This window comes from Micrococcus sp. TA1 (assembly GCF_014199555.1).
Classification (GTDB): domain Bacteria; phylum Actinomycetota; class Actinomycetes; order Actinomycetales; family Micrococcaceae; genus Citricoccus.
In genome coordinates, this window is record NZ_JACHNW010000001.1 from 161,783 (window position 1) to 174,640 (window position 12,858).

Annotated in this window: 10 protein-coding genes and 1 tRNA gene; 8 read left to right on the forward strand and 3 right to left on the reverse strand. The window is 71.7% G+C overall.

Going from position 1 to position 12,858, the window contains the following annotated elements; translation table 11 throughout:
• Positions 1-72: 72 nt before the first annotated feature.
• Positions 73-1,200, reverse strand: coding sequence for a phosphoserine transaminase (gene serC / locus GGQ69_RS00640; RefSeq protein WP_183523417.1), 1,128 nt, complete (start codon positions 1,198-1,200; stop codon positions 73-75).
• Between the two features lie 304 nt (positions 1,201-1,504).
• On the opposite strand from serC, the gene GGQ69_RS00645 reads away from it, so the two are divergent.
• The 7 genes from GGQ69_RS00645 to GGQ69_RS00675 all read left to right on the forward strand — a co-directional run bounded on the left by GGQ69_RS00645 (position 1,505) and on the right by GGQ69_RS00675 (position 9,249).
• The gene (locus GGQ69_RS00645) at positions 1,505-2,212 is read left to right on the forward strand and encodes a metal-dependent transcriptional regulator (RefSeq protein ID WP_183523419.1); all 708 of its coding nucleotides are present in this window, start codon (positions 1,505-1,507) and stop codon (positions 2,210-2,212) included.
• 360 nt (positions 2,213-2,572) lie between these two features.
• Positions 2,573-3,502, forward strand: coding sequence for a C40 family peptidase (locus tag GGQ69_RS00650; protein ID WP_298042060.1), 930 nt, complete (start codon positions 2,573-2,575; stop codon positions 3,500-3,502).
• Between the two features lie 320 nt (positions 3,503-3,822).
• The gene (locus GGQ69_RS00655; RefSeq protein ID WP_010144995.1) at positions 3,823-4,317 is read left to right on the forward strand and encodes an HNH endonuclease; all 495 of its coding nucleotides are present in this window, start codon (positions 3,823-3,825) and stop codon (positions 4,315-4,317) included.
• A gap of 40 nt (positions 4,318-4,357) precedes the next feature.
• Complete coding sequence (locus GGQ69_RS00660; RefSeq protein WP_183523423.1) at positions 4,358-4,765, forward strand: hypothetical protein; 408 nt, start codon at positions 4,358-4,360, stop codon at positions 4,763-4,765.
• Entirely contained in the window at positions 4,762-6,645 is a 1,884-nt protein-coding gene (locus GGQ69_RS00665; RefSeq protein ID WP_183523425.1) for an ABC transporter ATP-binding protein, read from the forward strand. The genes GGQ69_RS00660 and GGQ69_RS00665 overlap by 4 nt, the downstream gene beginning before the upstream one ends.
• Before the next feature lie 112 nt (positions 6,646-6,757).
• On the forward strand, positions 6,758-8,440 hold the full coding sequence (locus tag GGQ69_RS00670; RefSeq protein WP_370577033.1) for a flavin monoamine oxidase family protein: 1,683 nt from the start codon (positions 6,758-6,760) through the stop codon (positions 8,438-8,440).
• A 5-nt stretch (positions 8,441-8,445) separates the two neighbouring features.
• Positions 8,446-9,249, forward strand: a complete 804-nt coding sequence (locus GGQ69_RS00675) for a carbon-nitrogen hydrolase family protein (RefSeq protein WP_183523427.1) — start codon at positions 8,446-8,448, stop codon at positions 9,247-9,249.
• Positions 9,250-9,286: 37 nt separating this feature from the next.
• Here GGQ69_RS00675 and GGQ69_RS00680 read toward each other — a convergent pair.
• Together GGQ69_RS00680 and GGQ69_RS00685 are read right to left on the reverse strand one after the other, a co-directional pair.
• A tRNA-Arg gene (locus GGQ69_RS00680) sits at positions 9,287-9,363 on the reverse strand.
• A 101-nt stretch (positions 9,364-9,464) separates the two neighbouring features.
• A complete protein-coding gene (locus GGQ69_RS00685; protein ID WP_183523429.1) occupies positions 9,465-10,187 on the reverse strand; it encodes a hypothetical protein in 723 nt (240 codons plus the stop codon).
• Between the two features lie 105 nt (positions 10,188-10,292).
• Here GGQ69_RS00685 and pcrA point away from each other — a divergent pair, with 105 nt between their 5' ends.
• Entirely contained in the window at positions 10,293-12,794 is a 2,502-nt protein-coding gene (gene pcrA / locus GGQ69_RS00690; protein ID WP_183523431.1) for a DNA helicase PcrA, read from the forward strand.
• The last annotated feature ends 64 nt before the right edge of the window (positions 12,795-12,858 follow it).

Genomic DNA, 12,858 nt, shown 5'->3' on the forward strand with positions numbered 1-12,858 from the left:
CGGCGGGGCGCCCACCCGGGTGCCCCGCCGTTCTCGTACCGGCCGGTGGTCCTGCCGTGCCGGCCGCCGGCCTCAGCCCAGTCGCTCGACGACGTGGTCGATGCAGGCGAGCAGGGCCGTCACGTCGTCCGGCTCGATGGCCGCGAACGTCGCGATGCGCAGCTGGTTGCGGCCGAGCTTGCGGTAGGGCTCCACGTCCACCACGCCGTTGGCGCGCAGGATCGTGGCGACGGCGGCGGCATCGACGTCGTCCGAGAAGTCCACGGTGGTGATCACGGCGGAGCGGTCCTCGGGGCGGGTCACGAACGGCGTGGCGAAGGACGAGTCCGAGGCCCAGGTGTAGACCCGGTTGGACGAGTCGGACGTGCGAGCCGTGGCGAAGTCCAGGCCGCCGTTGTCATTCATCCAGCGCAGCTGGCTGTCCAGCATCACGAGCGTGGCCAGGGCCGGGGTGTTGTAGGTCTGGTTCTTCAGCGAGTTGTCCACCGCGGTCTTCAGGTCCAGGAAGTCCGGGATCCAGCGGCCCGAGGCCTTGACCTGTTCGACACGCTCCAGGGCCGCGGGGGAGAACAGGGCCAGCCACAGCCCGCCGTCGGAGGCGAAGTTCTTCTGCGGGGCGAAGTAGTAGGCATCGGCCTGGGACACGTCCACCGGCAGTCCACCGGCTGCCGAGGTGGCATCGATCAGCACCAGGGCGTCCTCATCCGCCCCGGCCACGCGCTGCACGGGGGCGGCCACGCCGGTGGAGGTCTCGTTCTGCGGCCACGCGTAGACGTCAACGCCGGCCTCGGCCCGCGGCTCCGGCCGCGTCCCGGGCTCCGCGGTGAGGATGGAGGAGGCCTCCAGGAACGGCGCCTTGTCCGTCGCCTTGGCGAACTTCGACCCGAACTCGCCGAAGGACAGGTGCTGGGCGCGGGACCGGACGAGGCCGAACGAGGCGGCGTCCCAGAACGCGGTGGACCCACCGACGCCGAGGATCACCTCGTAGCCCTCGGGGGCAGAGAACAGCTGCGTCAGGCCCTGGCGCACGCTGCCCACGAGGTTCTTCACCGGTGCCTGGCGGTGGGACGTGCCCAGCAGCCTCGGTCCGGCGTCGACCAGGGCCTGGACCTGGTCCGGGCGGACCTTGGACGGACCGGCGCCGAATCGTCCGTCCCGGGGAAGCAGCTGCTGGGGAATGGTCACCTCGGGTGTGCTCATGCGATCTCCTGACTCGACGGTCGTCCCGGAACGGGGCGTGCGACCCGGGGGCGGGCGGCGTTGCCGCCACGCCGGTCGCGACTCCCCATTCTCCCGCATCGACCCCGGACCTCGGGATTCGTGTCGGGCCCGGGTGTGGTCCCCGTCAGCCCGTGCACCACCCTGTCGACGGGGCCGACCGGTGATCCCGGGTGATCCCCGCCGTGGCTAGGATGGTTGGTGCGGTCCCGCGTGCGGGCCCGGCCTGACTCCCCGGCCGGGTGGTCACCCATGGACCATAGGGACCTGGAGAGGAAAGTCAGAAGTGACGGATCTGATCGACACCACGGAGATGTACCTCCGCACCATCCTCGAGCTCGAGGAGGAGGGGATCGTGCCGTTGCGGGCACGCATCGCCGAACGCCTGGAGCACTCCGGGCCGACCGTCTCCCAGACCGTGGCGCGGATGGAACGCGACGGCCTGGTGCATGTCAGCACCGACCGGCACCTCGAGCTCACCGAGGGAGGCCGTGCCAAGGCCGTGCAGGTGATGCGCAAGCACCGCCTGGCCGAGCGACTGCTGTCCGACGTCATCGGGCTGGACTGGGCCTACGTCCACGAGGAGGCCTGCCGCTGGGAGCACGTGATGAGCGAGAAGGTCGAGCTGCGCCTGCTGGAACTGCTGGACCATCCCGTCGACTCCCCGTACGGCAACCCGATCCCGGGACTCGACCAGCTCCATGCGCCCATGAGCGGCGCTCGTTCAGCCCTGGAGCACGGGGTGGCACTGTCGGTGGCCGCCGGTGCTCCGGGCCGGTACACGGTGGTCCGCCTCACCGAGGCCATCCAGACCGACCCTGAACTGCTCTCGGAGCTCGCCCTGGCCGGTGTCCGCCCCGGGCAGGACATCGAGATCGCACCCCGTGACGGCTACATCACGGTGCGCGCCGCGGACGCCGCGGAGGGCGGGGTCGCCCTCGAGGTCTCGCAGGATGCGGCCGCCCACATCCGCGTGGAGCGCAGCCTCCGCTGACCGGGCTCCCGGGAGTCGGGGAGGCGTCCCGGTGTAGGTCACGGCTCCATCACGCGCGACGCTCGATCACGACGTGGGATAAATCACTTCGTCACCATTTTCGGTCTCCTTCTTGCCGCCGGACTAGGCACTTCCTGATGAGTTGCTGGGCGGGGTCCAGTGTTATCCACAGCCCGTCGTGACCTGAGTGTGACATTGGTAAACGTTTCATATACCTTGGAGCCCGGCCCTTCGGCGGGATTCCCGAGGAAGAGCCGGCCGGTGTCTTGCCAATCCCCCCGCAGCCCGGTGCCCTTTCAGCAGTCGTCCATCATGGCGGGGGCGGGTCAGGCCCGGCGGCACGTGAGAGAGGTATATCCCGTGTCGAAGCGCAGCTCCGTTGCACGTCACCGCGCCACCCCGGTCACCAGCAACCCGCTCGAGGCCATCTCCAAGGCAGTGTCCGCCAACGCCGGCACCGTCGGCCGCCAGGCGGCGGTCGTGGCGGCAGCCTCCGGCCTGGTCCTGACCATCGGCATGCCGGCCCAGGGCGCCGACACTGCCGTCCGCGCCACCACCAGCATCCCGGCCCCGGGCCTGGACATCGAGCGTGCCGCGTCCGTCGCCGCCGTCAACGTCACCGCCGCCAAGGACGTCAAGGTCGAGCTGAACCGCGCTCCCGTCGCCTCCAAGCCCGCCCCGGAGCCCGAGCCGGAGCCCGTCGTCGAGGCCCCCGCCCCGCAGCCCGCCGCCGCAGAGGCCCCCGCCGCCGCGACCACCACCCGGTCCGCCGAGCCCACCACCCGTTCCGCTCCGGCCGAGCGCCCGGCCCAGGCCGAGCGCTCCACCGAGCGCACCGTCGAGCGCGCCTCGCGGACCGACCAGTCCGCCCCGCGGACGACCACCACGCAGTCCGCTCCGAAGCCCGCCGCCACGCCGGCCCCGAAGCCGGCGGCGGAGCGTGGCGGCCTCAGCGGCGTCGTGGCCGCCGCCTACTCCGGCGTGGGCGTGCCCTACGTCTACGGCGGCAAGACCACTGCCGGCTGGGACTGCTCCGGCTTCACGGCCTGGGCCTACCGCCAGGCCGGGATCACCATCCCGTCCTCGACCTCCGCGATCCGTGGCTCCGGCCTGTTCGTGCCCACCTCGAACCCGAAGCCGGGCGACCTGGTGTTCCAGAACGGTGGCGGCCACGTCGGCATCTACGTCGGCAACGGCCAGATGATCGGTGCCCAGAACCCGTCCGTCGGCACCTTCCAGCACCCGGTGACGCGCAACCCGCTGTACGGCTACTACACCTACGTCGGCTGACCACCGACCACCTGCCCGGCCACCGGCCGGGTGACGACTGCTACGAGGGCCCCTCCGGACACGGAGGGGCCCTCGGTCGTCCCCGGCATCCCGGGAGGGTGGTCGCCGGCGGCCGTGCGGGCGCGTGAACGCGGCATGACCGGTCCGTGAACACTGCCCGGGACACGCCCGGCGTCGGGGGCCGCGGTCACGCGCCCGGGGGAGCGGCGCGTATCCTGAACCTGATCGCCCCCGATACACTCCGCAGACGCCGGATGGCCGGGTCGGTACCCGGCAGGCGATCCGGCGCCCGCGGCACCCCCGAGCCGCGAGGTCATCCCATGCGCACTCTGGTCCTGAACGCCGGCTACGAGCCGCTGTCCGTCGTCAGCTATCGCCGTGCCATCCTGCTGGTGGGAACCGGGAAGGCGAGCGTGCTCGCCGACGGCGGGGACCCCGTCGTCGGGCCGACCTGTACGGTGATGCGCCCGGCCGTGATCCTGCTGAACCGCTACATCCGGATCCCGCATGCGGACACCGCCGCAGTCTCCCGCCGCGGTGTCCTGCGCCGGGACGGACACCAGTGCGGGTACTGCGGACGGTCCGCCACCACGGTGGACCACATCCACCCGCGGTCCCGCGGGGGTGAGGACTCCTGGGAGAACCTGGTGGCCTGTTGCCTGAAGTGCAACAACGCCAAGGGCGACCGCACCCTGGCGCAGATGGGCTGGACCCTGCGGGTCACCCCCGCCCGCCCGCGGGGACCGCAGTGGCGGATCCGGGAACTGGAGCGCCCGGCGGAGCAGTGGACCGACTTCCTGGCCGCCGTCGCCTGATCCCGGGAGCCCGGCGCGGGCGCCGACCTAGACTGGTGCGGTGCCCCAGAACGTTCCCGCCCCGTCCCCGCAGGTCTCCGCCCCGCAGCATCCGGCGGACTGGCCGGAGCGGTTGATGGCCGCCCTCGAGCTCTCGGGCGTCAGCCCGGACACCGCCCGGCTCTCCCGAGCCGCGCGGATCGCCGCGGCGGCCTCGGGTCAGGACGACGACGCCGCGGCCACGGCGTTCATCGCCGGCTACGCGGCGGGGCTGGCCGAGGGCTCGGGACAGGCCGGATTCGACCGCGCCCACGCCGCCTCGCTGCGCGCGATCGAGCGGCTCCTCGCGGCGGAGGTCACCGCCCCGTCCGCACATCCCCCGCGCGGACGGGCCCCGGCCGGCGCGACCGACGCGACGGCGGCCGGCGCCCCCGGTGGGACGGCCGAGGACCAGGAGCCCCGGCCATGAGCATGGAACGGGCCGCGTGGATGACGATGTACCGGATGAGCCGCGGCGCCGACCAGGCCGGCCGGGGACTGCGGCCGGGCACCGTACGGCGCACCCTGGACTTCGTCCGCCGGTACAAGGGCAAGCTGCTGTTCTACCTCGTGCTCTCCGTCGTCGGGGCCTTCCTGGGGGTGGCCTCGCCCATCCTCGCCGGGGACGTGGTGGACGCGATCGTCGGCGGGGGGACGTCCGCGCTCATCATCCGGCTGGCGCTGCTGATCGCCCTGGTGGCCGTGCTCGACGCGATCCTGGGCGTGGTGACCCGGTGGCTGTCCTCCGACCTGGGGGAGCGCATCATCTACGACCTGCGCACCGCGGTGTTCGACCACGTGCAGACCATGCCGATCGCCTTCTTCATGCGCACCCGCACCGGTGCCCTGGTCTCCCGGCTCAACAACGACGTCATCGGCGCCCAGACGGCGATCTCCCGCACCCTGTCCGGGGTGGTGATGAACGTGGTCTCCCTGGTGCTGACCCTCATCGTCATGCTGACGACCTCCTGGCAGGTCACGCTGGTCTCCCTGGTGCTGCTGCCGCTGTTCCTGATCCCGGCGCGCTTCATGGGCGGCAAGATCGCCGAGCTGAGCCGCAGCCAGGCCCAGTCCAACGCGACCATGGGCGACCAGATGACCGAGCGGTTCTCCGCGGCCGGGGCCACCCTCGTCAAACTCTTCGGCAGTCCCGCGCGGGAGTCGGCCGAGTTCGCCTCCCGGGCCGACAGGGTCCGGGCGGTCGGCGTGGGGATCTCGGTGCGCCAGTCCGTGTTCATGACCGCACTGACCCTCGTCTCCGCGCTCGCCCTCGCGGCGGTCTACGGCATCGGCGGGCTGCAGGCCCTGGCCGGGACGCTCGAGGCCGGGGACGTCGTCACGCTGGCCCTGCTGCTGACCCGGCTCTACGCCCCCCTGACCGGCCTGGCCAGCGCCCGCGTGGAGATCATGGGTGCCCTCGTCTCCTTCGACCGGGTCTTCGAGGTGCTGGACCTGGAACCGTTGATCCGCGAGCGGCCGGACGCGCGGGCCATCCCGGACGGCCCGGTCACCCTCGAGGTGCAGGACGTGCGGTTCTCCTATCCCAGCGCGGACCAGGTCTCGCTGGCCTCGCTCGAGGAGGTGGCCGTGCTGGACCGCCGGGGCGGGGCCGAGGTGCTGCACGGGATCTCCTTCACGGTGCAGCCGGGGCAGACCTACGCCCTGGTCGGCACCTCGGGCGCGGGCAAGTCCACCATCGCCTCGCTGCTGGCCCGGCTCTACGATGTCGGCTCCGGTTCGGTCCGCTACAACGGCCTGGACGTCCGGGACACCACCTTCGCCTCCCTGCAGGAGACGGTGGGCATGGTCACCCAGGACGGGCACCTGTTCCACGACACGATCCGCGGGAACCTGACCCTGGCCCGGCCCGAGGCCACCGAGGAGGAGGTGTGGGAGGCGATCGACCGCGCCCGCCTGCGGGACGTGGTCGAGGGCCTGCCGGACCGGCTGGACACCGTGGTGGGGGAGCGGGGATACCGGCTATCCGGGGGAGAGCGGCAGCGGATGACGATCGCCCGACTGCTGCTGGCCGCACCGCGCGTCGTCCTGCTGGACGAGGCGACGGCCGCCCTGGACTCCACGTCGGAGAAGGCCGTCCAGGCCGCCCTGGCCGAGGCTCTGGAAGGCCGCACCGCCGTCGTGATCGCGCACCGGCTCTCCACCATCCGCTCCGCCGACCGCATCCTGGTGGTCGAGGACGGGCACGTGGTGGAGGAGGGGCCGCACGCGGACCTGCTGGCCCGCGGGGGCCGCTACGCCGAGCTGTACCGGACCCAGTTCGACGATCCCGTGGCCGGCGCCGGCGGCTGACCCGCCGGGGCGGCCCGCCAGGCGCGGACGGCCTCGTCAGGTCGCTGCCGTGGCCGGGGTGAAGGCCCCCCGGGGGGTGGGCACGTGGCGATGGAGGCCATAGTCTCCTGACGTGAGCATTTTCACGCCGTCCGAGAAGGACACCTCGCCGCTGCCCGTCACCATGTTCGGGCCCGACTTCCCGTTCGCCTACGACGAGTGGCTGGACCATCCCGCGGGCCTCGGCACCCTGCCGCAGGCGGTCCTGGGACGTGAGGTGGCGATCATCGGGGCGGGGCTGTCCGGCATGGTCGCCGCCTACGAGCTGATGAACCTGGGGCTCAAGCCGGTGATCTACGAGCCGACCAGGATCGGTGGCCGGTTGCGCACCCACCGCTTCGACGGCGCCGAGGGGGTGGTGGCGGAACTGGGCGGGATGCGCTTCCCCACCTCGGGCAGCACCTTCTTCCACTATGCCGACCTCCTGGGCCTGGACCACCGGCCCTTCCCGAACCCGCTGACACCCGCCGCGGGAAGCACGGTCATCGACATCGGCGGTGAGACCTTCTACGGCCAGACCCTGGCCGATCTCCCGGAGACCTTCACCAGGATCTCCGACGCCTGGGACGCCGCGCTGGAGGAGATCGGGTACACCGAGATGCAGGAGGCCATCCGGCATCGCGACGTCCCCCGGCTCAAGAGGTCCTGGGACACCCTCGTGGCGGAGTGGGACGACCGGACGTTCTACGACTTCATCGCCCGGTCGAAGGCCTTCGGGTCCCTGTCCTTCCGTGACCGGGAACTGTTCGGCGTGGTGGGGTTCGGCACGGGGGGATGGGACTCGGACTTCCCGAACTCCATGCTGGAGATCCTGCGGGTGGTCCTCACCAACTGCGACGCCGACCAGCGGCTCATCGTGGGCGGCGTCGACCAGCTGCCCCGCGGGCTGTGGGAGTTGCCGGTCCGCCCCGGCGGGCCCTGGCCCAGCGGGACCACGCTGTCCTCCCTCCACCACGGGGCCACGCTGGCCGCCGCCTCGGCCATCGGGAAGGACGACGACGGCCGGTTCTGCGTGCGGGACCGGTGGGGCACCACGCGACGGCACCACGCCGTGGTCGCGACGTGCCACAGCTGGCTGCTGACCACGGAGGTCGACTGCGACGAGGGCCTGTTCTCGCAGGACCTGTGGATGGCGCTGGACCGGACGCGGTACATGCAGTCGACGAAGACCTTCGTCATGGTCGACGAGCCGTTCTGGCTGCGCACGGACCCGGAGACCGGCCGCCAGCAGATGAGCATGACGCTCACCGACCGGCTGACGCGGGGCACCTACCTCTTCGACGACGGACCCGATCGCCCGGCCGCGATCTGCCTGTCCTACTCCTGGATGTCGGACTCCCTGAAGATGCTCCCGCACGCCGTGGACCGCCGGGTCGACCTCGCGCTGAACTCGCTGTCGAAGATCTATCCCACCGTGGACATCCGCGGTCACATCGTGGGCGAACCCGTGACGGTGTCCTGGGAGGACGACCCGTTCTTCCTGGGCGCGTTCAAGGGGGCCCTGCCCGGGCACTACCGCTACAACCACAGGATGTACACCCACTTCATGCAGCAGGGCCTGCCGGAGAGCCAGCGCGGGATCTTCCTGGCCGGCGATGACGTCTCGTTCACCCCCGCCTGGGCGGAGGGCGCGGTGCAGACCGGGCTGAACGCGGTCTGGGGTGTCATGGACTACTTCGGCGGTTCCTGTGCCGGGGACAATCCTGGCCCGGGGGACCTCTTCGACGAGATCGCGCCCGTCGCGCTGGCGGACTGAGCACCGTGCGCGTCGCCGTCTGGCAGTGCGAGCCGCATCCGCTCGACGTCGAGGGGAACCTCCTGCGGCTGCAGGACGCCCTGGACCGGGCGTCGGAACAAGATGCCGACGTCCTGGTGGTCCCGGAGATGTTCACCACCGGGTACGACATCCCCCGCCGGGACACGCATCGGCTGGCCGAGCCGTGCGGGGGTCCGACCGCCCAGCGGATCGCCGAGCTGACCGTGCGCACCGGGGTGGCCGTGGCCTACGGCTATCCCGAACGGGACACCGACGGCACCGTGTACAACTCCGCCCTGCTGGTCTCGGACGGCAGGACGGTCCTGCGGCACCGGAAGATGCACCTGTTCGAGGACCTGGACCGGAGCCGCTTCACCCCCGGGAACGCACCGCCCGCGGTGGCGGACCTCCGGGGGCACCGGGTCGCCCTGCTCATCTGCTACGACGTGGAATTCCCGGAGGCCGTCCGGGCGGCGGCGCTGCGGGGTGCACAGGTCGTCCTGGTCCCGACGGCGAACATGGCCGGTTACGAGATCGTGTCCCGGACCCTGGTGCCCGCCCGGGCCTACGAGAACGGGGTCCAGATCGCCTACGCCAACTACTGCGGGAGCGAGGGCGACCAGGACTATGCGGGGCTCAGCGTGATCTGCGGCCCCGGCGGCGCCGTGGACACCCTGCCGGCGGCGGGTGAGGGCCTGCTCGTGGTGGAGGTCCGGGACGTCGAGGGCGTGCCGCCGTACCTGGCCGACCGCCGGGTGGACCTCTTCGGGCCGGGCGATCCCGGCGACCCGCGGACCACACCGTCCTGAGGACTGCTCGGGCGCCGCCGGCGGCGGAGGAGAGGACTGGTGCCCCCGACCGGAATCGAACCGATGGCCTACCCTTTAGGAGAGGGTCGCTCTATCCTACTGAGCTACGGGGGCTGCAGGGCCCGGACGCCCGCTCGCACGCGCGAGGGCGCGGGTCCACTCGGACATCCTACGCGGTCCCCGGCGGCTCGTGCGTCACCTCCGGGATTCGTGGGTCATCTCCGCCGCGGTTGGCGGGTGAGCGCCCCGGTGCGTTCCCGGGCCGAACGGCGGAACCGCCCGGCGATCATCAGCACGATCCACGCGGTGATGGCCACCAGCAGCACCCAGCGCGCCGTGGTGAAGGCGGAGGCCAGGGCCGCGCCTTCGCCCCCGGACCGCAGCGTCGACTCGATGAGCATGTTCTCCACGATGTCCACCACCGCGAACAGCGCACCGGCGGCGTAGGACACCCAGCGGCCCCAGCCGCGGGGCAGGCACCAGGCGGCCACGGCGGCCACGGACAGGCCCACCGCGATGGGGAAGATGACCCCGGCCGTCTTGTGCACCCAGTTCAGCTGCCCGTGGGCCGGCTCGTCCATGGCGGCGTCCAGCTCGGCGAGGTAGGCGGAGTCGTAGAGGAACTGCTGGTCCGGCATGGGCAGCCCGCCGGACAGCTGCGCCATCTGCGGCAGCACCAGCACGTGCAGGTAGAAGAACATGAACAGGGTGGTGCCCAGCAGGGCGGCCACCAGCATCCCCGGGCTGCCCTCCTTCTGGCCGGAGGCCTCCAGGTCCTGGCGGGCCTGGGCCACCGAGGGGCGGGGGTGCCGGACGGGACCGGCGGCCGACGCCGGGGAACCGCCCCTGACCTCGCCCGGCCGCGGTGCGCCGGACGGGGGGCCGGACCGGCCGGTACCGGGCCTGTTCTGCCGCTTCTTGTTCTTCTTCTGGGACACGTGAACCTCCAGCCTCCCATTATCCCGCCTGCGGGACGGGCCGGAGGACCGGGGCTGTGGACGGCCCCTGAGGGCGTCCCGGCCCTCGGTAGAATGGACGCCACCATGTCCCAGGATTTCCAGACCGCCCTGCCGGGCCTGTTCGCCGCCCGCCCCGCCGACCCGTTCTCCGACGAGCCGGAGTTCGGCTTCGCCTCCACCGCCGGTGCCCACCGCGCGCCCGGCGCGGACGAACTGCTCGAGGGGCTGAACGAGCAGCAGAAGCGCGCCGTGGAGCACACCGGTTCGCCGCTGCTGATCGTGGCCGGAGCCGGTTCGGGCAAGACCCGCGTGCTCACGCACCGGATCGCCTACGCCCTGGCCACCGGCCGGGCCCGCCCGCACGAGGTCCTGGCGATCACCTTCACGAACAAGGCCGCCGCGGAGATGCGCGAGCGGATCAGCGCGCTGATCGGTCCGGCGGCGCAGAAGATGTGGATCTCCACCTTCCACTCCTCCTGCGTGCGGATCCTGCGCCGGGAGGCCACCACGGTCGGGTTGAAGTCCAACTTCTCCATCTACGACTCCGCCGACTCCCTGCGGCTGGTCACCTCGATCGCCAAGGCGCACGACCTGGACCCCAAGCGGTTCGCGCCCAAGGCGATCCTGAACAGGATCAGCGCCCTGAAGAACGAGCTCGTGGACTGCGAGGACCACGCGGCCACCGTCGGCACCTCCGAGCCCTTCGCCCAGGCGGTGTCCGCCGTCTACACCGAGTACACCGCACGGCTGCGCCAGGCCAACGCCATGGACTTCGACGACCTGATCGGGATGACGGTCAACATGCTCGAGGCCTTCCCGGGGGTGCTGGACAACTACCGCCGGCGCTTCCGGCACGTGCTGGTGGACGAGTACCAGGACACCAACCACGCCCAGTACCGCTTGGTGCGGCTGCTCACCGGGCCCGCAGGGGAGCCGGGGGGAGTGGAGACCGCCGGCGGCGAGCTCACCGTGGTCGGGGACTCGGACCAGTCCATCTACGCCTTCCGCGGTGCGGACATCCGCAACATCGTCGAGTTCGAGCAGGACTACCCCGAGGCCGAGACCATCAAGCTGGAGCAGAACTACCGCTCCACCCAGACCATCCTGGACGCCGCCAATGCGGTGATCTCGAAGAACCCCCAGCGCCGGCCCAAGAACCTGTGGACCGCCGAGGGGTCGGGGGAGAAGATCGTCGGCTACGCCGCGGAGAACGAGTCGGCCGAGGCGGAGTGGATCGCCACCACGATCGACCGGCTCCAGGACGAGGAGGGCATCCGCCCGGCGGACGTCGCGGTCTTCTACCGCACCAACGCCCAGTCCCGCTCCCTCGAGGAACGCCTGGTCACGAAGGGCATCCCGTACCGGGTGGTGGGCGGCACGCGGTTCTACGACCGCAAGGAGATCAAGGACGCGCTGGCCTACCTGCGCGTGCTGGACAACCCCGATGACGACGTCAACCTGCGCCGGATCCTCAACGAGCCCAAGCGCGGGATCGGCGACCGCGCCGAGGGGGCGGTGGCGGCGCTGCAGGGCCGCAACCGCTCTACCTTCTTCGAGGCGCTGCGCCAGGCGGACCAGGCCCCGGCCATGGCCACCCGCTCCCTCAAGGCCGTCAACGGCTTCGTGCAGATGATGGACGACCTCGCCCAGGTGGCGGCCACGTCCGGCGCCGCCACCGTGCTGGAGGCCGTCCTGGAACAGACGGGCATGCTCGAGGCGCTGCGTTCCTCCGAGGACCTGCAGGACGAGTCCCGCGCGGACAACCTCGGCGAGCTGGTGGCGGTGGTCCGCGAGTTCGAGAAGGCCAATCCCGGGGGCACCCTGGGGGACTTCCTGGAACAGGTGGCGCTCGTGGCCGACGCGGACCAGCTGCCGGACGCCCCGGACACCGAGGGTGCCGCCCTGGCCGACCAGCTGGGCCAGGTCACCCTGATGACCCTGCACACCGCCAAGGGACTGGAGTTCCCGGTGGTGTTCCTGACCGGCATGGAGCACGGCGTCTTCCCGCACTCGCGGTCCATGACGGACGAGAAGGAGCTGGCCGAGGAACGCCGGCTCGCCTACGTGGGCCTGACGCGCGCCCGACGCCGGCTCTTCGTCTCCCGTGCCGAGGCCCGGTCCCTGTGGGGCCAGCACCAGTTCAATCCGCCCAGCCAGTTCCTGGAGGAGATCCCGGAGACTCTGCTGGTCTGGGAACGGGAGGGTTCGGCCCGGCCCGCGGGCTTCGGCGGCGGTTTCGGCGGCGGCTCGATCGGCGGCCACGGGGGTTCTCGCTATCCCCAGCGGTTCTCCGGTTCCCACTGGGGTGCCGGGTCCGCGTCCAACCGGCCGGCCCGCGCGTCGGGAACCTATGCGGAGGGCGCCGAGCTGACGGTGCCGAACCGGGGCGCCAAGCCCACCCGGGTCCAGCCCAACAAGGAGATCGTGGCCTTGGCGCCGGGGGACGCCGTGGACCACGGCACCTTCGGTCGCGGCACCGTGCTGGCGCTCGCCGGCGCGGGGGACAAGACCGTCGCCACCGTCGACTTCGCCGGAACCGAGAAGCGGCTGCTGTTGCGCTATGCCCCGCTGACCCGGGTGGACTGAGGCCCCCACGGGGCCCTGCCGGCCGGAATGGACGGCCACGGTGTGGCGTGGACTAAGGTAAGGG